This window comes from Pseudomonas sp. R2-7-07 (assembly GCF_003852355.1).
Lineage (GTDB): Bacteria > Pseudomonadota > Gammaproteobacteria > Pseudomonadales > Pseudomonadaceae > Aquipseudomonas.
Map to the genome: position 1 here is coordinate 891906 of NZ_CP027759.1, position 20240 is coordinate 912145.

The window sequence follows — 20240 nt, forward strand, 5'->3', positions numbered from 1 at the left end:
CTGTACAATATTGTTTTTTGGTATAAGTTTTGGCGTGCCTGATTGTGTGGCGTGACCTATGGTTAAGCTAAGGGCTGAATGGCCGCCACGCTCGATTATTAAATTGATCCCTGCTTATAAAATAGACCAGTGAGCGGCGGCGAACGTTACATGAGGAGCGTCCCATGCATATTTTGCTGACCGGCGGTACCGGCTTGATCGGCCGTCAACTGTGCCGGCACTGGCTTGCCCAGGGCCATCGCTTGACCGTGTTGAGCCGCAAACCCGAAGCCGTTGCGCGGGTCTGCGGCGCGCAAGTGGCGGGTGTCGGGCGCTTGCAGGACGTGATCGGCGGCGTCGATGCGGTGGTCAACCTCGCCGGTGCGCCCATCGCCGACCGTCCCTGGACCCACAAACGCAAGGCTTTGCTGTGGAGCAGCCGCATCAGCCTGACCGAAAGCCTGCTGGCATGGCTGGAAGGCCTGGAACAAAAACCGGCGGTGCTGATCTCCGGGTCTGCGGTGGGTTGGTATGGCGACGGCGGCGAGCGCGAACTGACTGAAGCGTGCGGCCCGGTGCAGGACGATTTCCCCAGCCAGTTGTGTATCGCCTGGGAAGAAACCGCCGTGCGGGCCGAGGCCCTGGGCATTCGTGTGGTGCTGGTGCGTACCGGCCTGGTGCTGGCGGCCGAGGGCGGCTTTTTGTCGCGCCTGCTGCTGCCGTTCAAACTGGCGCTGGGCGGGCCGATCGGCAATGGTCGGCAATGGATGCCGTGGGTGCATATCCAGGATCAAATCGCCCTGATTGATTTTCTTCTGCACAAGGCTGACGCCAGCGGTCCTTATAATGCCTGTGCGCCACACCCGGTACGTAATCGCGAATTTGCCCAGACGTTGGGCCAGGTGCTGCACCGCCCGGCGTTCATGCCGATGCCGGCCTTTGCGTTGAAGGTCGGCTTGGGCGAGTTGTCGGGCTTGATGCTGGGCGGGCAAAAGGCCCTGCCTGAGCGGCTGCTGGCGGCGGGTTTCACTTTCCAGTTCACTGAGTTGCGTGCGGCCCTGGACGACTTGTCCAGCCGCCTCTAGAGATAGGATGTTGCATGACGGATCACGCGTTGTTACTGGTCAACCTGGGCTCACCGGCCTCCACTTCGGTGGCCGATGTGCGCAGCTACCTCAATCAGTTCCTGATGGACCCTTATGTGATCGACCTGCCGTGGCCGGTGCGCCGCCTGCTGGTGTCGCTGATCCTGATCAAGCGCCCTGAGCAGTCGGCGCATGCCTATGCGTCCATCTGGTGGGAGGAGGGCTCGCCGCTGGTGGTCCTCAGCCGTCGCCTGCAGCAGCAGATGACCACGCAATGGACCCAGGGCCCGGTGGAACTGGCGATGCGTTATGGCGAGCCTTCGCTTGAAACGGTGCTGACGCGCCTGGCCGCCCAGGGCATCCAGAAAGTGACCCTGGCGCCGCTGTACCCGCAGTTTGCCGACAGCACCGTGACCACGGTGATCGAGGAAGCCAGGCGCGTGGTGCGCGACAAGAAACTGAAGGTGCAATTCTCGATCCTGCAGCCGTTCTACGATCAGCCTGAGTACCTCGATGCCTTGGCGGCGAGTGTGCGGCCGTATGTAGAACAGGATTACGACCACCTGCTGTTGAGTTTCCACGGCTTGCCTGAGCGTCACCTGACCAAGCTCGACCCCACGGGCCAGCATTGCTTCAAAGACGCTGACTGCTGCAGGAACGCGTCCCCGGAGGTGCTTGCCACCTGCTACCGCGCGCAGTGTTTCAGCGTCGCCCGGGACGTGGCTGCGCGGCTGGGGTTGCCGGACGGCAAATGGTCGGTGGCGTTCCAGTCCCGCCTGGGCCGCGCCAAGTGGATCGAGCCCTACACCGAGGCGCGTCTCGAAGCGTTAGCGCAACAAGGCGTGAAAAAACTGCTGGTGATGTGCCCGGCGTTTGTCGCCGATTGCATCGAGACTCTGGAGGAGATCGGTGATCGCGGGCGGGAGCAGTTCCGTGAGGCCGGGGGCGAGGAGTTGGTGTTGGTGCCCTGCCTGAATGATGACCCGCAATGGGCTGCGGCGCTCAATACCTTGTGTGAACGGGCGCCTGTTTCACTGTAATTAAGCCGTGCGAATAGCCAAATGTGGGAGGGGGCTTGCCCCCGATAGCCATAGATATCTACACAACTTTGGCGTAGCCCTGAACCTGTGGCGAGGGAGCTTGCTCCCGTGGCGACCTGGCGGCCTATAGCTATCTGACTGATGCCGCGCGATCCAAATGTGGGAGGGGGCTTGCTCCCGATGGCGGCCTGACAGCCGACCAGGATGCTGGATCAGGGCGAGTACATATCCGTTGCTGCGGTAACGGCTGCTATGGATTCCGCCCTTACGGCGTCTCACTTTTGAAAAGCGCAAAAGTAAGCAAAACGCTCTTGCCCCACCACTCGGCACCTCGCTTAGGCTCGGTGTGCCCGTAATCCGACAGTGATTTGGGGGGCCGCCGCCACGCGCCATCCATGGCGCGGGGCGGCTAAACCGGCATCCCTGCCGGTTTACCCCCCAAATCACTGTCGAATTCCGGCCAGCGTGGTTTAACGGGGCGCCTAGATCAAGAGCAAGATCAAGAGCGGCTCGCTTCGCATCGTGGTTACTTAGGCTGCTACAAAGTTGTGTAGATACCTATGCCCCGATAGCGGTGCATCAGTCAGGAAAGTTGAGACTGACACACTGCCATCGGGGGCAAGCCCCCTCCCACATTAGTACTGTGCCGGCTAGAGATTGAGGGTCAGGCTGAGCGTGAGGTTGCGCGGCTCACCGGGGTTGACCCAGTAGCTGCTGTAGGACCGCTCGTAATAGTGCTCATCGAACAGGTTGTTGAGGTTCAGGCCCACGGTGACATTTTCCGTTGCCTTGTAATGCGCGAGCAGATCGACGGTGTGGTAGGCGGGCAGTTCGAAGCCTGTGCCCGCTTCACCGGAGCGATCACCGACATAGGTAAACGCCGCCCCCAGGTCCGAACCGCGTAACGCGCCGTCCTGGAACTCATACACCCCCAACAGACTGCCGCTGCGCTTGGCCACGCCGAGGATGCGGCTGCCTGCCGGAATGGTGTTATCACCCTTGGTCACTTCGGCGTCGATGTAGGCGAAAGCGCCGATCACGCGGATGGCGTCGGTGACTTGCCCGGTCAGTTGCAGATCGAACCCCTGGCTGCGCGCCTTGCCCATGGCGCGGTTGGTGTTGGTCGACGGGTCCAGGGTCAGCACGTTTTCCTTTTCGATATGGAAGGCGGCGAGGGTGGCGCTGAGGCGGTCGTCGAACAGCTCGGTCTTGATCCCTACTTCGTACCCCACGCCTTCTTCGGGTTTGAAGGTCTGACCGCCGGCATCCACACCGCTGTTGGGCTTGAACGAGGTGGAGGCGTTGGCGAATACCCCCACCTGCGGCGTCAGTTGATAGAGCAGGCCGGCACGCTGGGTGAGGGCATCGTGGGTTTGCCGGCTTTTGGCGTGGTTGCGGGCAAAATCGTCGGTGCGCTGTTCAAAATGCTCGACGCGCGCGCCCAGCATGCCGCGCAGGCGGTCGGTGAAGATGATCTGGTCCTGCAGGTTCAGCGCATGGCTTTGGGTCTGTTCGAAGATATCGGTGCCGGAGCGCGTGCCATTGGGTTTTGTCTGGCCGTACACCGGCTTGTAGAGGTCGATGGGGTAGGCGCTGCCGCCGATGGTCGTCACGCGCTCCTTCTTGCGGTAGTCCTCGTATTCCGTGCCGATCAGCAGTTCATGCTGCCAACTGCCCACGTCGAACAGGCCGCGCAGTTCCAGCTGGGTGATGCTGTCGTGCCAACCCATGGAGCGCTCGCGGTAGCGGCGGTTGAGGGTGTGGCCGTCTGCATTCAGTGCACGGTTTTCCGACGCGTCGCCCCACAGGCTGCCCTGTTTGTAGTGGCTGGCCAGGCGCAGTGTCCAGGCATCGTTGAGGTGATGTTCCAGGGCGGCCTGGATGCGATTGTTGTGGTTGTCGATGTCGCCGTCGTTGGGTTCGCCGAGGAAGGTGGAGCGTGATACCCCAGGTGCGTCGACGATGCCGCGATCGAAGGTCGAGCTGTGGCGCACGAATTCGCTTTCCACCAGCAGGCGGGTGTCCGGGTTCAGCTGCCAGCTGAACGAAGGCGCGACGAACACGCGCTTACTCTCGACGTGATCACGGAAGCTGTGGTTGTCTTCCACTGCCAGATTGACCCGTGACAGCACATTGCCCTCGGCGTCCAGCGGTGTGTTGACGTCGAGGGCTGTGCGATAGCGGTCCCAACTGCCGGCACTGGTTTGCAGGGTCGTGAAGGCTTCCGGCTGGGGCTTCTTGGTGACGATATTTACCGTGCCGCCCGGATCGCCACGCCCATACAAACTGGCGGCAGGCCCCTTGAGCACTTCGATGCGCTCGATATTCGCGGCGTCCGGCGTGCTCGGGTAACCGCGATTGGCACTGAAGCCATCCTGATAGAACTCCGAGGTGGTGAAGCCGCGTACGCTGTATTCGTAAAGGGTCAGGCCGCCGAAGTTGTTCTGTTTGGAGACGCCGCCCGCAAACTCTAAAGCGCGTTCCACGCTGGTACTGCCCAGGTCCTTGAGCACCGTGGCAGGAATCACGCTGATCGATTGCGGGATGTCGCGCAGGGCGGTATCGGTCTTGGTGGCACTGGCGGAGCGGGTCGCGCGGTAGCCCTGCACCGGGCTGATCGCCGACTCATAAGCGTCGGTGGTGACGCTGATGGTGTCCAGTTCCAGGGTGTTTTCTTCGGCGTAGGCGGGGTCGAGCAGCAAGCCCAGGGCCAGGCCGGCCAGGGGCGCAAACTTTCGAGACGGCATGATAGAGCGTTCCAATGTCGGTATTGAAACAATATAACATGTCTAATGAGATGAATTGTTATGTAATATCATCTTTCAAGTGCCCGCGAACGGGCACCTGGGCGATGTCGCTTATTCCTCTTCTTTTACGGGCGCCGTGGCCGGTGGTGGGCGCAGGCCGATTTCCGCCGACAGCTTGATTTCCTTGCCGTTGCGCATCACCTGGATCGCCACCTTATCGGTCGGCTTGATCCGCGCCACCTGGTTCATCGACTTGCGGCCATCACCGGCCGGAGCGCCGTCGATGCTGAGGATCACATCGCCCAATTGCAGGCCGGCTTTCTGCGCCGGACCGTCGCGGAAGATCCCCGCGACCACGATGCCAGGGCGCCCGGTCAGGCCGAACGACTCGGCCAGTTCCTTGGTCAAGGGTTGCACTTCAATGCCCAGCCAGCCGCGAATCACCTGGCCGTGCTCGATGATCGACTTCATCACCTCCATCGCCAGCTTCACCGGGATCGCAAAACCGATGCCCTGGGAGCCGCCGGACTTGGAGAAAATCGCCGTGTTGATACCCGTCAGGTTGCCATTGGCATCCACCAGCGCGCCGCCGGAGTTGCCGGGGTTGATCGCCGCGTCGGTCTGGATGAAGTCTTCGTAGCTGTTAAGGCCCAGCTGGTTACGCCCGGTGGCGCTGATGATGCCCATGGTCACCGTCTGGCCGACGCCGAACGGGTTGCCGATGGCCAGCGCGACGTCGCCTACGCGCAGGCCATCGGAGCGGCCGAGGGTGATCGAGGGCAGGTTCGTCAGGTCGATTTTCAGTACCGCAAGATCGGTTTCCGGATCGCTGCCCACGACGCGAGCCAGGGTCTCGCGGCCATCACGCAGGGCCACCACGATCTGGTCGGCGCCGGTGGTCACGTGATTGTTGGTGAGGATGTAGCCTTCGGGGCTCATGATCACCCCGGAACCGAGGCTCGACTCCATGCGGCGTTGCTTGGGCCCGTTGTCACCGAAGTAGCGGCGAAACTGCGGGTCTTCGAACAACGGATGCGCCGGCTTGTTGATGACCTTGGTGGTGTACAGGTTGACCACCGCAGGGGCGGCGATGGTCACGGCGTCCGCATAGGTCACCGGGCCTTGCACCACGGTGCTGGTTTGCGGGGCCTGTTGCAGGTTCACATCAAGGCTGGGCAGGCCAACCCACTGTGGATAACGCTGAATGATCAGCATCGCGATCAGCACGCCAGCCAGCAATGGCCATCCAAAAAAACGCAGCGCCTTGAGCATCAAGTAAGTCCTGACAGGTTGCAGGGGGCGCGGGAGCGCCCATAATGACGCGCATTATACGAGGCTGCGACGCCAGCGAACGGGATATTTAGGAGTCTTTTATGGCCGTCCCCCTTACCACCCTCGTCGAGGAAGCGGACCGCTACCTTGGCAGCTTGAAAATCGCCGATTATTGCCCCAACGGCCTGCAAGTGGAGGGCCGGCCGCAGGTGATGCGCATCGTCAGCGGCGTCACCGCCAGCCAAGCCCTGCTGGACGCCGCCGTCGAAGCGCGGGCCGACCTGATCCTGGTGCACCACGGGTATTTCTGGAAGGGCGAAAACCCCTGCATCACCGGCATGAAGCAGCGTCGCCTGAAAACGTTACTCAAGCATGACATCAGCCTGCTGGCCTACCACCTGCCACTGGATCTGCACCCCGATGTCGGCAACAACGTGCAGCTTGCCAAGCAACTGGACATCACCGTCGAAGGCCCGCTCGACCCAGGTAACCCAAAGGTCGTCGGCCTGGTCGGCTCGCTCGCCGAGCCGCTGTCGCCGCGCGACTTTGCCCGTCGCGTGCAGGACGTGATGGGCCGAGAGCCGCTGCTGATCGAAGGCAGTGAAATGATCCGCCGCGTCGGCTGGTGCACCGGGGGCGGCCAGGGGTATATCGACCAGGCAGTGGCTGCCGGTGTCGACCTGTACCTGAGCGGCGAAGCCTCGGAGCAGACCTTCCACAGCGCGCGGGAAAACGACATCAGTTTCATCGCCGCCGGCCACCACGCCACCGAGCGCTATGGCGTGCAGGCGTTGGGGGATTACCTGGCACGACGCTTTGCCCTAGAGCATATCTTCATCGATTGCCCGAATCCGATCTGAGTCACACTGGATCGCGTTTGGGGCCAAACTCAGCGGTATATTCATATACCGTTTCGATCTAGTTGGCGCCCTGAATAGAAGCAGGTGCTGTGCTAGCATGCCCCGCTCGAACACGGCCCGCTGGCCGTCCACACGATCGTTTTTCCGTGAGTAGCCATGGTCGACAAACTGACGCATCTGAAACAGCTGGAGGCGGAAAGCATCCATATTATCCGCGAGGTCGCCGCCGAGTTCGATAACCCGGTGATGCTCTACTCGATCGGTAAAGACTCCGCCGTGATGCTGCATCTGGCCCGCAAGGCCTTCTTCCCGGGCAAATTGCCGTTTCCGGTGATGCACGTCGACACCCGCTGGAAATTCCAGGAAATGTACAAGTTCCGCGACAAGATGGTCGAGGAACTGGGCCTGGACCTGATCACCCACATCAACCCCGATGGCGTGGCGCAGAACATCAACCCGTTTACCCACGGCAGCGCCAAGCACACCGACATCATGAAGACCGAAGGCCTCAAGCAGGCCCTGGACAAGCATGGTTTCGACGCAGCCTTCGGCGGCGCCCGTCGCGATGAAGAGAAATCCCGCGCCAAAGAGCGCGTGTACTCATTCCGCGACAGCAAGCACCGCTGGGACCCGAAAAACCAGCGCCCCGAGCTGTGGAACGTCTACAACGGCAACGTCAACAAGGGCGAATCGATCCGCGTATTCCCGCTGTCCAACTGGACCGAGCTGGACATCTGGCAGTACATCTACCTGGAAGGTATCCCGATCGTGCCGCTGTACTTCGCCGCCGAACGCGACGTGATCGAGAAGAACGGCACGTTGATCATGATCGACGACGACCGCATCCTCGAGCACCTGTCCGACGAAGACAAAGCCCGAATCGTCAAAAAGAAAGTCCGTTTCCGCACCCTTGGCTGCTACCCGTTGACGGGCGCGGTGGAGTCCGAAGCCGAAACGCTGACGGACATCATTCAGGAAATGCTCCTGACGCGAACTTCCGAGCGCCAGGGCCGGGTCATCGACCATGATGGCGCCGGCTCCATGGAAGATAAAAAACGTCAGGGTTATTTCTAAGGGGTTGTCATGTCGCACGTATCTGATTTGATCAGCGAGGACATCCTCGCCTACCTGGGCCAGCACGAGCGCAAGGAAATGTTGCGCTTCCTGACCTGCGGCAACGTCGATGACGGCAAGAGCACCCTGATCGGGCGACTGCTGCACGACTCCAAGATGATCTACGAAGATCACTTGGAAGCCATCACCCGCGATTCGAAGAAGTCCGGCACCACCGGTGACGACATCGACCTGGCGCTGCTCGTCGACGGCCTGCAGGCCGAGCGTGAGCAGGGCATCACCATTGATGTCGCCTACCGTTACTTCTCCACCGCCAAGCGCAAATTCATCATTGCCGATACCCCAGGCCATGAGCAGTACACCCGCAACATGGCCACCGGTGCGTCCACCTGTGACCTGGCGATTATCCTGATCGACGCGCGCTACGGCGTGCAGACCCAGACCCGTCGCCACAGCTTCATCGCCTCGTTGCTGGGCATCAAACACATCGTGGTGGCCGTCAACAAGATGGACATCAATGGTTTTGACCAGAGCGTATTCGAGTCGATCAAGGCCGATTACCTGAAGTTCGCCGACGGTATCGCGTTCAAGCCGAGCACCCTGGCCTTCGTGCCGATGTCGGCGCTCAAGGGCGACAACGTGGTGAACAAGAGCGAGCGTTCGCCGTGGTACACCGGGCAGTCGCTGATGGAGATTCTCGAGACCGTCGAGATCGCCAACGACCGCAACTACACCGACCTGCGTTTCCCGGTGCAGTACGTCAACCGTCCGAACCTGAACTTCCGAGGTTTTGCCGGCACCCTGGCCAGCGGCATCGTGCACAAGGGCGACGACGTCGTGGTGCTGCCGTCGGGCAAGAGCAGTCGCGTCAAATCCATCGTCACCTTCGAGGGCGAGCTGGAACAGGCGGGCCCGGGCCAGGCCGTGACCCTGACCATGGAAGACGAGATCGACATCTCCCGTGGCGATCTGCTGGTGCATGCCGACAACGTGCCGCAAGTGACCGACGCCTTCGACGCCATGCTGGTGTGGATGGCCGAAGAACCGATGCTGCCGGGCAAGAAGTACGACATCAAGCGCGCCACCAGCTATGTGCCGGGCTCCATCACCAGCATTGTGCACCGCGTGGACGTAAACACCCTGGCCGAAGGCCCGGCGAGTTCGCTGCAGTTGAACGAGATTGGCCGGGTCAAGGTCAGCCTTGACGCGGCTATTGCGTTGGACGGTTACGACAGCAACCGCACCACTGGCGCGTTTATCGTCATCGACCGCTTGACCAACGGCACCGTGGCCGCCGGCATGATCATCGCCCCGCCAGTCACCCATGGCAGCGCGGCGCAGCATGGCAAGTTGGCCCATGTAGCGACCGAAGAACGCGCCCTGCGTTTCGGCCAGCAACCGGCCACCGTGCTGTTCAGCGGCCTGTCCGGCGCCGGCAAGAGCACCTTGGCGTATGCGGTCGAGCGCAGGCTGTTCGACATGGGGCGTGCGGTGTTTGTGCTGGACGGCCAGAACTTGCGTCACGACCTCAACAAAGGTCTGCCGCAGGACCGCGCCGGGCGTACCGAGAACTGGCGCCGTGCCGCTCATGTGGCGCGCCAGTTCAACGAAGCCGGCCTGCTGACCCTGGCCGCGTTCGTCGCCCCGGATGCCGAAGGCCGCGAACAGGCCAAGGTGCTGATCGGCAGCGACCGTTTGCTGACCGTGTACGTGCAGGCGTCGCCGCAGGTGTGTGCCGAGCGTGATCCGCAAGGGCTGTACGCGGCGGGTGGGGATAACATCCCCGGTGAATCCTTCCCGTATGACGTGCCGTTGAATGCTGATCTTGTGATCGACACCCAGGCGTTGTCGCTGGAAGAGAGCGTCAAGCAAGTGCTGGAGTTGTTGCGTCAGCGCGGCGCGATCTAAGCGTCACGCGCACAAAAGAGCCCGCCATGTTGGCGGGTTTTTTTATGGGGCCTTGAAAACAACTCAGTCAAATGTGGGAGGGGGCTTGCTCCCGATAGCGGTGGATCAGTAACAGCTGTACTGACTGACACGCCGCCATCGGGAGCAAGCCCCCTCCCACAGGGTGATCACCTTTTGCCAGGAAATTCTGTGTGAAGCTTGTCCAGCAACACATCCTTCTCTTCCCACAACCGGTTGATCCAGCCCTGGAACGCCAACCGATATTCCCCATCCTGCTCATAATTCTTGCCGATAAACCCGGGCGGAATCTGCACCTCTTCGAACTGCACCACCACATCCTTCACATTCCCGCACAGCAAATCCCAGTAACCAGGACGCCCGCCAGGGTAGTGAATGGTCACGTTGACCAGCGACTTCAACTGCTCACCCATGGCATCCAGCACGAACGCAATCCCTCCGGCCTTGGGTTTGAGCAAATAGCGAAACGGTGACTTCTGCTGTGCATGCTTGCCCGGTGTAAACCGTGTGCCCTCGGCAAAGTTGAAAATCCCCACCGGGTTGTCGCGAAACTTCGCACAGGTTTTGCGGGTGGTTTCCAGGTCCTTGCCTTTCTTTTCCGGGTGTTTTTCCAGGTACGCCTTGCTATAGCGCTTCATGAACGGAAAGCCCAGCGCCCACCACGCCAAACCAATCACCGGCACCCAGATCAGCTCCTGCTTGAGGAAGAACTTCAGCGGGCGAATGCGTCGATTGAGCACGTATTGCAGCACCATGATGTCGACCCAGCTCTGGTGGTTGCTGGTGACCAGGTACGAGTGTTGATAGTCCAGGCCTTCAAGGCCGCTCAAGTGCCAGCGGGTGCGCCGTACCAGGTTCATCCAAGCCTTGTTGTTGCTGACCCAGGCTTCGTGCGTGTGGTTCATCAAGCCTTCGCTCAAGCGCTTGGCGAAGGGCAGGGCCTTGAACAGCGCCACGATAAACAGGAACGAGCACAGCAGGATTGTGTTCAGCGCCAGCAGCAGGGAAGCGATTACTCCGCGTACGGCGGCAGGTAGAAAATCCAGCATTTAGATATCCATAGGTCGGTTGGCGGCTTGGATCGCGGTCAGGGCGATGGTGTACACGATGTCGTCCACCTGAGCGCCGCGCGGCAGGTCGTTGACCGGTTTGCGCAGGCCCTGGAGCATCGGCCCCAGGCTTACGCAATCGGCGCTGCGTTGCACGGCTTTGTAGGTGGTGTTGCCGGTATTCAGGTCGGGGAACACGAACACCGTGGCCTTGCCGGCGACCTGGCTGTTGGGCGCCAGTTGCCGGGCGACGCTTTCATTGGCGGCGGCGTCGTATTGCAGCGGGCCGTCGATCAGCAACGAACTCTGTTGCTCGTGGGCGAGCAGGGTGGCTTCGCGGACTTTTTCCACTTCCTCACCGCTGGCCGACTCGCCGCTGGAATAGCTGATCATCGCCACGCGCGGGACGATGCCGAACGCGGCGGCCGAATCGGCGCTCTGCAGAGCGATTTCCGCCAGCTCCGCAGCGCTTGGGTGCGGGTTCATCACGCAGTCGCCATACACCAGCACCTGCTCGGGGAACAGCATGAAGAACACCGACGATACCAAGGTGCAGCCCGGCGCCGTCTTGATCAGCTGCAGGGCCGGGCGGATGGTGTTGGCGGTGGAGTGGATCACCCCGGACACCAGGCCGTCCACCTCGTCGAGGGCGAGCATCATGGTGGCGATCACCACGGTGTCTTCCAATTGCTGCTCGGCCATCGGCGCGTTCAGGCTCTTGCTCTTGCGCAGTGCAACCATCGGTTCAACATAGCGCTGGCGGATCAGGTCCGGGTCGAGTATCTCCAGGCCTTCGGGCAGTTCGATACCCTGGGCCCGCGCCACCGCTTCCACGTCCGCCGGCTTGGCCAGCAGCACACAGCGGGCGATGCCGCGGGCCTGGCAGATCGCGGCGGCCTGCACGGTCAGCGGCTCGCTGCCTTCGGGCAGCACGATGCGCTTGTTGGCGGCCTGGGCGCGCTGGATCAATTGGTAGCGGAATACCGCCGGGGACAAGCGCATCTCCCGTGGGGTGCCGCAGCGCTGGTGCAGCCAGCGCGCATCGAGGTGGCTGGCGACGAAGTCGGTGATGATCTCCGCGCGCTCGCGGTCATCGATGGGAATTTCCTTGTTGAGGCTATTGAGCTGGTTGGCGGTGTCGTAGGAACCGGTGCTCACCGACAGTACCGGCAGCCCGGCCTGGAACGCGCCACGGCACAAATCCATGATGCGCGGGTCGGGCAGGGTGTCGCTGGTCAGCAACAGGCCGGCCAGCGGTACGCCGTTGATCGCGGCCAGGCTGACGGCGAGGATGATGTCGTCGCGATCGCCCGGCGTCACCACCAGCACGCCGGGCTTGAGCAGCTCCACGGTGTTGCGCATGGTGCGCGCGCAGATAATGATCTTGGTCATGCGCCGGGTTTCATAATCGCCGGCGTTGAGGATCTGCGCGCCCATCAGGTCGGCCACGTCGCGGATACGCGGCGCGTTGAGTTCGGGCTGGTAGGGAATGCAGCCGAGCAGGCGGAAATCACCGCTGCGCAATAACGGCGAGTGCTCCTTGAGGCGCGCCGAGAAGGCCTCCATGCTTTCGTCGGTGCGCACCTTGTTGAGGATCACGCCCAGCACTTTCGGGTCTTTCGGGCCGCCGAACAGTTGCGCCTGCAGTTCCACGCGGCCGGACAGTTCGGTGAGCACTTCATTTTCCGGGGCCGAGACCAGGATCACTTCCGCATCCAGGCTTTTGGCCAAGTGCAGGTTGACCCGTGCCGCATAGCTGGCGCTGCGGGTCGGCACCATGCCTTCGACGATCAGCACGTCCTTGCCCACGGCGGCTTGCTGGTACAGCGTGATGATTTCTTCGAGCAGCTCATCGAGCTGGCCGTCGCCGAGCATGCGCTCAACATGGGCCAGGCCCAGAGGTTGCGGCGGCTTCAGGCCGTGGGTGCGCGCCACCAGTTCGGTAGAACGCTCGGGGCCGGTATCGCCAGGGTGTGGCTGGGCAATCGGTTTGAAGAAACCGACTTTCAGCCCGGCCCGTTCCAGGGTACGCACCAGCCCAAGGCTGATGGAGGTCAGACCCACACCAAAATCGGTGGGCGCGATAAAAAAAGTCTGCATGCGAATTCTCTGGAGGTGCATGGCTGGGGTGGCACCCTATGCGTGAGTGCCTACCGCGAATCAGGCGCCAAGGTTATCGTTATTCGGGGTGTTGCGCACACCAGCCGCACGCAAAGGGCTGGCCGATTTTTTCAAGGCGCTGCGCGGGGTCGAGCACCCAGGCGCGCGACTGCCATGGCGGCTGGTGGCGCAGATGCTGGGTGTGGCCGCAGGACAGCTCGACGACCCAGTGCAGGTCGTCGTCCTGGTGGAATCCGCTGATCGTCGCGACCGTTGGTCGGCCCCGTCTGTCCGGGTTCTGTTCGCTTTCGGGCAAATCCTTGTTTAGACTTGTCCGTTCTTCATTCTTATGCAAAAGGTCTCGCCCCATGACGATCGCCGCTAACAAGGCTGTCTCCATCGACTATACCCTGACCAACGACGCTGGTGAGGTCATCGACAGCTCAGCCGGCGGCGCGCCGCTGGTCTACCTGCAAGGCGCGGGTAATATCATCCCAGGCCTGGAAAAGGCGCTGGAAGGCAAGGCAGTTGGTGACGAACTGACCGTTGCCGTAGAGCCTGAAGAGGCCTACGGCGAATACTCTGCCGAACTGGTCAGCACCTTGAGCCGCAGCATGTTCGAAGGTGTTGATGAGCTGGAAGTGGGCATGCAGTTCCACGCTTCCGCCCCGGACGGCCAAATGCAGATCGTGACCATCCGCGACCTGGACGGCGACGACGTGACCGTTGACGGTAACCACCCGCTGGCTGGTCAGCGCCTGAACTTCCAAGTGAAGATCGTTGCCATCCGCGACGCTTCCCAGGAAGAAGTGGCTCATGGTCACGTCCACGGTGAAGGCGGTCATCACCATTGATTGTGGTTTGATCAAGCGGTAGCAAAAACGCCCCGACTGGTTCGGGGCGTTTTTTTTGCGCGGTTGAACATGCACCACTATTCAAATGTGGGAGGGGGCTTGCTCCCGATAGCGGTGGGTCAGTCACTAGATGCAGTGGTAGACACTCAGCCATCGGGAGCAAGCCCCCTCCCACATTTTGATTTATGCACTCCAGAAAACAAAAATGCCCCGCACCTTTCGGTACGGGGCATTTCTTAACTGTTTCGCAACCTGGGCTGCGTAGCAGTTGTTACCACTTAGGCTGCAGCAGGAACGCTCAGAGCCTTGATGTGGCCATTCAGGCGGCTCTTATGACGAGCGGCCTTGTTCTTGTGGATGATGCCTTTATCGGCCATACGGTCGATAACTGGCACGGCCAGAACGTAAGCAGCTTGAGCTTTTTCAGCGTCTTTGGTGTCGATGGCTTTAACTACATTCTTGATGTAGGTACGAACCATGGAACGCAGGCTGGCGTTGTGGCTGCGACGCTTCTCAGCCTGTTTTGCACGTTTTTTGGCGGAAGGTGTGTTGGCCACCGTCGAGCTCCTCGAAAGACTTTTTAGGAAATAGCAAACAAAATAGGCCGCGAATCATGCCGATGACTTGATGGGTTGTCAAGGGCGGCTGATGCGAACTGCTGAGTGGTCGATCTGAAGAGGCGGGTGATTTATTTCCGGCGCTTGACCTGTAAACTCGCGAGCTTTGGCTCTGTGCTGTTGCAGGCGCGCAGTATCGCATAAGTAGGCGCTTTGTTCGCCTGCTCTTTATCTATAGGCGCAAACTCTTTCAATGAATCTGCTCAAATCGTTGGCTGCCGTCAGCTCTATCACGATGATCTCCCGGGTTTTGGGGTTTGTGCGTGACACCCTGCTGGCGCGCATTTTTGGCGCCAGTATGGCCACGGATGCCTTCTTTATTGCCTTTAAATTGCCTAACCTGCTGCGCAGAATCTTCGCCGAAGGCGCGTTCTCCCAGGCCTTTGTGCCGATCCTGGCCGAATACAAGACTCAGCAGGGCGAGGAGGCAACCCGCACGTTCATTGCCTACGTTTCGGGCCTGCTGACCCTGGTGCTGATGCTGGTGACCCTGGTCGGCATACTTGCCGCGCCCTGGGTGATCTGGGCCACGGCGCCGGGCTTTGCCAACACCCCGGAAAAGTTTGCGCTGACCACCGACCTGCTGCGCGTGACCTTTCCTTATATAGTGCTGATCTCGCTGTCATCCCTCGCCGGGGCGATCCTCAATACCTGGAACCGTTTCTCGGTGCCGGCATTCGTGCCGACGCTGCTCAACGTCAGCATGATTATCTTCGCGCTGTTCCTCACGCCGTACTTCGACCCACCGGTGATGGCCCTCGGCTGGGCAGTCCTGGCCGGCGGCCTGGCGCAATTGCTCTACCAACTGCCGCATCTGAAAAAAATCGGCATGCTCGTGCTGCCGCGCCTGAACCTCAAGGACACCGGCGTCTGGCGCGTGATGCGCAATATGTTGCCAGCGATCCTCGGGGTGTCGGTCAGTCAGATATCCCTCATCATCAATACGGCGTTCGCTTCGCTGCTGGTATCCGGCTCGGTGTCGTGGATGTACTACGCCGACCGCCTGATGGAATTGCCGTCCGGCGTACTCGGGGTGGCCTTGGGGACAATTCTGCTGCCGACCCTGGCGCGCACCTATGCAAGCAAGGACCGCCAGGAGTACTCGCGCATTCTCGACTGGGGCCTGCGCCTGTGCTTCCTGCTGGTGCTGCCATGCGCCTTGGCCTTGGGAATCCTGGCTGAGCCCTTGACGGTCTCGCTGTTTCAATACGGCCAGTTCGACGCCCATGACGCCTTGATGACCCAGCACGCGCTGGTGGCTTACTCCGTTGGCTTGCTCGGTATTATCGTGATCAAGGTGCTGGCGCCGGGCTTCTATGCCCAGCAAAACATCCGCACGCCGGTAAAGATCGCGATTTTCACGCTGATCGTCACGCAACTGCTCAACCTGGTATTTATCGGCCCGCTGGCCCATGCCGGCCTGGCGTTGGCGATCAGCGCCGGTGCGTGCATCAATGCCGGCCTGCTGTTTTATCAACTGCGCAAACAACAGATGTACCAGCCGCAGCCGGGCTGGGGGGGGTTCACCCTCAAGCTGCTCGTGGCGGTCGCCGCGATGTCTGCCGTGTTGCTGGGCCTGATGCATGTCATGCCGGCCTGGGACCAGGGCCATATGCTGGAGCGCTTCATGCGCCTTGGCGTGCTGGTGGTGGCGGGCGTGGTGGTGTACTTCGGGATGTTGCTGCTGCAGGGTTTCCGCCTGCGCGATTTCAATCGCAAGTCCCTGGGGTAGAGAGTTTGCCCCGATAAAACGGCTGTTTTATCGAATCGATCCATTTGGCCTGTGCTGTTGCCTGTCGTCCGGGGCCGGGTGTGGTTATAATCGACCACTTTATGAGCAAGAAGCGCGTTATGCAGCTGGTTCGAGGTCTCCACAACCTGCGCCCCGAGCATCGGGGCTGCGTCGCCACTATTGGCAACTTTGACGGTGTTCACCGTGGCCACCAGGCTATCCTGGCCAGGCTGCGCGAGCGTGCGGTCGAGTTGGGCGTGCCCAGCTGCGTGGTGATTTTCGAGCCGCAGCCGCGGGAATATTTCACTCCCGAGACCGCGCCGGCCCGTCTGGCCCGCCTGCGGGACAAGCTGCAACTGCTGGCTGAAGAAGGCGTCGACCGCGTGCTCTGCCTGGCCTTCAACCAGCGTTTGCAAAGCCTGAGCGCCGCTGAGTTCGTCGACCGCATCCTCGTCGATGGCCTGGGCGTACAGCATTTGGAAGTCGGCGACGACTTCCGTTTTGGTTGCGACCGCGTCGGAGATTTCGATTTCCTGCAACACGCCGGCGTCAACCAGGGGTTTACCGTCGAAGCCGCGCAAACCGTCGAACTGGACGGCCTGCGCGTGAGCAGTACCCAGGTGCGTAACGCCCTGGCCGCTGCCGACTTCGCCTTGGCCGAGCGTTTGCTCGGTCGCCCGTTCCGCATCGCCGGGCGGGTATTGCACGGCCAGAAGCTGGCGCGCCAACTGGGCACGCCAACTGCCAACGTGCAACTCAAGCGCCGTCGTGTGCCACTCACCGGGGTTTATCTGGTGAGCGTCGACATCGATGGCCAATCGTGGCCGGGAGTCGCCAACATAGGCGTCAGGCCCACGGTTGCAGGTGATGGCAAGGCCCACCTGGAAGTTCACCTTCTGGATTTTGCCGGTGATTTATACGACCGGCGTTTAACGGTGGTTTTCCACCAGAAGCTGCGTGAAGAGCAGCGTTTCGCCTCCCTTGAGGCGTTGAAAACGGCGATCAATGCGGATGTCGCCGCCGCCCGTGCACTAGCCGCACCTAGCGCCCATCGCTAACCGAAGAGCCTTAAATGACCGACTATAAAGCCACGCTAAACCTTCCGGACACCGCCTTCCCAATGAAGGCCGGCCTGCCACAGCGCGAACCGCAGATCCTGCAGCGCTGGGACAGTATTGGCCTGTACGGAAAGTTGCGCGAAATTGGCAAGGATCGTCCGAAATTCGTCCTGCACGACGGCCCTCCTTATGCCAACGGCACGATTCACATCGGTCATGCGCTGAACAAAATTCTCAAGGACATGATCCTGCGTTCGAAAACCCTGTCGGGCTTCGACGCACCGTATGTCCCGGGTTGGGACTGCCACGGCCTGCCGATCGAACACAAAGTCGAAGTGACCTACGGCAAGAACCTGGGCGCGGATAAAACCCGCGAACTGTGCCGTGCCTACGCCACCGAGCAGATCGAAGGGCAGAAGTCCGAGTTCATCCGTCTGGGTGTGCTGGCAGAGTGGGACAACCCGTACAAAACCATGAACTTCAAGAACGAGGCCGGTGAAATCCGCGCCTTGGCCGAGATCGTCAAGGGCGGTTTCGTGTTCAAGGGCCTCAAGCCCGTGAACTGGTGCTTCGATTGCGGCTCGGCGCTGGCCGAGGCGGAAGTCGAGTACGAGGAAAAGAAATCCTCGACCATCGACGTGGCCTTCCCGATCGCCGACGACGCCAAGCTGGCCGAGGCCTTTGGCCTGGCATCGCTGGCCAAGCCCGCTGCCATCGTGATCTGGACCACCACGCCATGGACCATCCCCGCCAACCAGGCACTGAACGTGCACCCGGAGTTCACCTACGCGCTGGTCGATGTTGGCGATCGCCTGTTGGTGCTGGCCGAAGAAATGGTCGAGTCGTGCCTGGCGCGCTACGAGCTGCAAGGTTCGGTGATCGCCACCACCACCGGCTCCGCGCTGGAACTGATCAACTTCCGTCACCCGTTCTATGACCGCCTGTCGCCGGTATATATGGCTGACTACGTCGAGCTGGGTTCGGGCACGGGCATCGTTCACTGCTCGCCTGCCTATGGCGTGGACGACTTCGTGACCTGCAAGAAGTACGGCATGGTCAACGACGACATCATCAACCCGGTACAGAGCAACGGCGTGTATGTGCCGTCGCTGGAGTTCTTCGGCGGGCAGTTCGTCTTCAAGGCCGACCAGCCGATCATCGACAAGCTGCGTGAAGTCGGCGCGCTGATGCAGGCCGACACCATCAAGCACAGCTACATGCACTGCTGGCGCCACAAGACCCCGTTGATCTACCGCGCCACCGCACAGTGGTTTATCGGCATGGACAAAGAGCCGGCCAGCGGCGAAACCCTGCGCATACGCTCGCTCAAAGCCATCGAGGACACTCAGTTCGTCCCGGCCTGGGGCCAGGCGCGCCTGCACTCGATGATCGCCAACCGTCCGGACTGGTGCATCTCCCGCCAGCGTAACTGGGGCGTGCCGATCCCGTTCTTCCTGAACAAGGAAAGCGGCGAACTGCACCCGCGCACCGTCGAACTGATGGAAGAAGTGGCCCAGCGCATTGAACAGGAAGGCATCGAAGCCTGGTTCAAGCTGGACGCCGCCGAGCTGCTGGGCGATGAAGCGCCGCAGTACGACAAGATCAGCGACACCCTCGACGTGTGGTTCGACTCTGGTACCACCCACTGGCACGTACTGCGCGGCTCGCACCCGATGGGCCACGACAGCGGCCCGCGTGCCGACCTGTACTTGGAAGGTTCCGACCAGCACCGTGGCTGGTTCCACTCGTCGCTGCTGACCGGCTGCGCCATCGACGGCCATGCGCCGTACCGCGAACTGCTGACCCACGGCTTCACCGTCGACGAAAACGGTCGCAAGATGTCCAAGTCGCTGAAGAACGTGATCGAGCCGAAAAAGATCAACGACACCCTGGGCGCCGACATCATGCGCTTGTGGGTAGCGTCGACCGATTACTCGGGCGAAATCGCCGTGTCGGACCAGATCCTGGCCCGCAGCGCCGATGCCTACCGTCGCATCCGTAATACCGCGCGCTTCCTGCTGTCGAACCTGACCGGCTTCAACCCGGCCACCGACCTGCTGCCGGCCGAAGACATGCTCGCCCTCGACCGTTGGGCCGTGGACCGTACCCTGTTGTTGCAACGCGAGTTGCAGGAGCATTACGGCGAGTACCGCTTCTGGAACGTCTATTCGAAGATCCACAACTTCTGCGTCCAGGAGCTGGGTGGGTTCTACCTCGACATCATCAAGGACCGCCAGTACACCACCGGCGCCAACAGCAAGGCGCGCCGCTCGGCGCAGACCGCGCTCTACCATATCAGCGAAGCGCTGGTGCGCTGGATCGCACCGATCCTGGCGTTCACCGCCGACGAGCTGTGGGAGTACCTGCCGGGCGAGCGTAACGAGTCCGTCATGCTCAATACCTGGTACGAAGGCCTGACCGAACTGCCGGCCGACTTCGAACTGGGGCGCGCGTACTGGGAAGGCGTGATGGCCGTGAAGGTTGCGGTGAACAAGGAGCTGGAAGTGCAGCGCGCGGCCAAGGCTGTGGGTGGCAACCTGCAAGCCGAAGTCACCCTGTTTGCCGAGGACGGCCTGACCGCCGACCTGGCCAAGCTGAGCAACGAACTGCGCTTTGTGTTGATCACCTCTACCGCCAGCCTGGCGCCATTCGCCCAGGCTCCGGCAGACGCCGTGGCGACCGAAGTACCGGGCCTGAAGCTCAAAGTGGTCAAGTCGGCCTTCCCTAAATGCGCGCGTTGCTGGCACTGCCGTGAAGATGTCGGTGTGAACCCGGAACATCCGGAAATCTGCGGTCGTTGCGTGGATAACATCAGCGGTGAAGGCGAGGTTCGCCACTATGCCTAGT

General features: G+C 61.3%; 15 protein-coding genes. 9 read left to right on the plus strand and 6 right to left on the minus strand.

Annotated features, from left to right (window positions below; all coding sequences use genetic code 11):
- Positions 1–164: 164 nt before the first annotated feature.
- Together C4J86_RS03815 and hemH are read left to right on the plus strand one after the other, a co-directional pair.
- Entirely contained in the window at positions 165–1064 is a 900-nt protein-coding gene (locus C4J86_RS03815; protein WP_124369527.1) for a TIGR01777 family oxidoreductase, read from the plus strand.
- A 14-nt stretch (positions 1065–1078) separates the two neighbouring features.
- Positions 1079–2104, plus strand: coding sequence for a ferrochelatase (gene hemH, locus C4J86_RS03820; protein WP_124369528.1), 1026 nt, complete (start codon positions 1079–1081; stop codon positions 2102–2104).
- A 650-nt stretch (positions 2105–2754) separates the two neighbouring features.
- On the opposite strand, the gene C4J86_RS03825 is transcribed toward hemH, so the two are convergent.
- Together C4J86_RS03825 and algW are read right to left on the minus strand one after the other, a co-directional pair.
- Positions 2755–4851, minus strand: a complete 2097-nt coding sequence (locus C4J86_RS03825) for a TonB-dependent siderophore receptor (RefSeq protein WP_124369529.1) — start codon at positions 4849–4851, stop codon at positions 2755–2757.
- A 111-nt stretch (positions 4852–4962) separates the two neighbouring features.
- Positions 4963–6123: a Do family serine endopeptidase AlgW gene (gene algW, locus C4J86_RS03830; RefSeq protein WP_124361218.1), complete on the minus strand. Its 1161-nt coding sequence runs from the start codon at positions 6121–6123 to the stop codon at positions 4963–4965.
- A gap of 101 nt (positions 6124–6224) precedes the next feature.
- On the opposite strand from algW, the gene C4J86_RS03835 reads away from it, so the two are divergent.
- The 3 genes from C4J86_RS03835 to cysN all read left to right on the plus strand — a co-directional run bounded on the left by C4J86_RS03835 (position 6225) and on the right by cysN (position 9965).
- Positions 6225–6983, plus strand: a complete 759-nt coding sequence (locus tag C4J86_RS03835; protein ID WP_124365767.1) for a Nif3-like dinuclear metal center hexameric protein — start codon at positions 6225–6227, stop codon at positions 6981–6983.
- Positions 6984–7139: 156 nt separating this feature from the next.
- Positions 7140–8057, plus strand: a complete 918-nt coding sequence (gene cysD, locus C4J86_RS03845) for a sulfate adenylyltransferase subunit CysD (RefSeq protein ID WP_003171640.1) — start codon at positions 7140–7142, stop codon at positions 8055–8057.
- A 9-nt stretch (positions 8058–8066) separates the two neighbouring features.
- A complete protein-coding gene (cysN, locus tag C4J86_RS03850) occupies positions 8067–9965 on the plus strand; it encodes a sulfate adenylyltransferase subunit CysN (RefSeq protein ID WP_124369531.1) in 1899 nt (632 codons plus the stop codon).
- A 167-nt stretch (positions 9966–10132) separates the two neighbouring features.
- Here cysN and C4J86_RS03855 read toward each other — a convergent pair whose 3' ends face one another.
- From C4J86_RS03855 to C4J86_RS03865, 3 genes are all read right to left on the minus strand, one after another.
- The gene (locus C4J86_RS03855; RefSeq protein ID WP_124369532.1) at positions 10133–11032 is read right to left on the minus strand and encodes an acyltransferase; all 900 of its coding nucleotides are present in this window, start codon (positions 11030–11032) and stop codon (positions 10133–10135) included.
- Positions 11033–13132: a phosphate acetyltransferase gene (gene pta / locus C4J86_RS03860; RefSeq protein WP_124369533.1), complete on the minus strand. Its 2100-nt coding sequence runs from the start codon at positions 13130–13132 to the stop codon at positions 11033–11035. It abuts the gene before it with no gap.
- 79 nt (positions 13133–13211) lie between these two features.
- Positions 13212–13502 (minus strand): DUF3565 domain-containing protein, encoded by a 291-nt coding sequence (locus C4J86_RS03865; RefSeq protein ID WP_164487559.1) that lies wholly within the window; start codon positions 13500–13502, stop codon positions 13212–13214.
- On the opposite strand from C4J86_RS03865, the gene C4J86_RS03870 reads away from it, so the two are divergent.
- A complete protein-coding gene (locus tag C4J86_RS03870; protein WP_124369535.1) occupies positions 13501–13986 on the plus strand; it encodes a peptidylprolyl isomerase in 486 nt (161 codons plus the stop codon). The genes C4J86_RS03865 and C4J86_RS03870 overlap by 2 nt on opposite strands.
- 278 nt (positions 13987–14264) lie before the next feature.
- Here the strand turns inward: C4J86_RS03870 and rpsT are convergent, their stop codons facing one another.
- A complete protein-coding gene (gene rpsT / locus C4J86_RS03875) occupies positions 14265–14543 on the minus strand; it encodes a 30S ribosomal protein S20 (RefSeq protein WP_003188401.1) in 279 nt (92 codons plus the stop codon).
- A 253-nt stretch (positions 14544–14796) separates the two neighbouring features.
- Here rpsT and murJ point away from each other — a divergent pair, with 253 nt between their 5' ends.
- The 3 genes from murJ to ileS all read left to right on the plus strand — a co-directional run bounded on the left by murJ (position 14797) and on the right by ileS (position 20239).
- Positions 14797–16335 (plus strand): murein biosynthesis integral membrane protein MurJ, encoded by a 1539-nt coding sequence (gene murJ, locus C4J86_RS03880; protein WP_124369536.1) that lies wholly within the window; start codon positions 14797–14799, stop codon positions 16333–16335.
- Between the two features lie 119 nt (positions 16336–16454).
- On the plus strand, positions 16455–17393 hold the full coding sequence (ribF, locus tag C4J86_RS03885) for a bifunctional riboflavin kinase/FAD synthetase (protein WP_010213269.1): 939 nt from the start codon (positions 16455–16457) through the stop codon (positions 17391–17393).
- A 14-nt stretch (positions 17394–17407) separates the two neighbouring features.
- Positions 17408–20239, plus strand: a complete 2832-nt coding sequence (gene ileS, locus C4J86_RS03890) for an isoleucine--tRNA ligase (protein WP_124365774.1) — start codon at positions 17408–17410, stop codon at positions 20237–20239.
- Position 20240: the final 1 nt, after the last annotated feature.

Excerpts from the sequence above, each read along its gene's own strand:
- C4J86_RS03815 (WP_124369527.1), top strand. The coding sequence starts at position 165 with ATGCATATTTTGCTGACCGGCGGTACCGGCTTGATCGGCCGTCAACTG.
- hemH (WP_124369528.1), top strand. The coding sequence starts at position 1,079 with ATGACGGATCACGCGTTGTTACTGGTCAACCTGGGCTCACCGGCCTCC.
- C4J86_RS03825 (WP_124369529.1), bottom strand. The coding sequence starts at position 4,851 with ATGCCGTCTCGAAAGTTTGCGCCCCTGGCCGGCCTGGCCCTGGGCTTG.
- algW (WP_124361218.1), bottom strand. The coding sequence starts at position 6,123 with ATGCTCAAGGCGCTGCGTTTTTTTGGATGGCCATTGCTGGCTGGCGTG.
- C4J86_RS03835 (WP_124365767.1), top strand. The coding sequence starts at position 6,225 with ATGGCCGTCCCCCTTACCACCCTCGTCGAGGAAGCGGACCGCTACCTT.
- cysD (WP_003171640.1), top strand. The coding sequence starts at position 7,140 with ATGGTCGACAAACTGACGCATCTGAAACAGCTGGAGGCGGAAAGCATC.
- cysN (WP_124369531.1), top strand. The coding sequence starts at position 8,067 with ATGTCGCACGTATCTGATTTGATCAGCGAGGACATCCTCGCCTACCTG.
- C4J86_RS03855 (WP_124369532.1), bottom strand. The coding sequence starts at position 11,032 with ATGCTGGATTTTCTACCTGCCGCCGTACGCGGAGTAATCGCTTCCCTG.
- pta (WP_124369533.1), bottom strand. The coding sequence starts at position 13,132 with ATGCAGACTTTTTTTATCGCGCCCACCGATTTTGGTGTGGGTCTGACC.
- C4J86_RS03870 (WP_124369535.1), top strand. The coding sequence starts at position 13,501 with ATGACGATCGCCGCTAACAAGGCTGTCTCCATCGACTATACCCTGACC.
- C4J86_RS03865 (WP_164487559.1), bottom strand. The coding sequence starts at position 13,502 with ATGGGGCGAGACCTTTTGCATAAGAATGAAGAACGGACAAGTCTAAAC.
- murJ (WP_124369536.1), top strand. The coding sequence starts at position 14,797 with ATGAATCTGCTCAAATCGTTGGCTGCCGTCAGCTCTATCACGATGATC.
- ribF (WP_010213269.1), top strand. The coding sequence starts at position 16,455 with ATGCAGCTGGTTCGAGGTCTCCACAACCTGCGCCCCGAGCATCGGGGC.
- ileS (WP_124365774.1), top strand. The coding sequence starts at position 17,408 with ATGACCGACTATAAAGCCACGCTAAACCTTCCGGACACCGCCTTCCCA.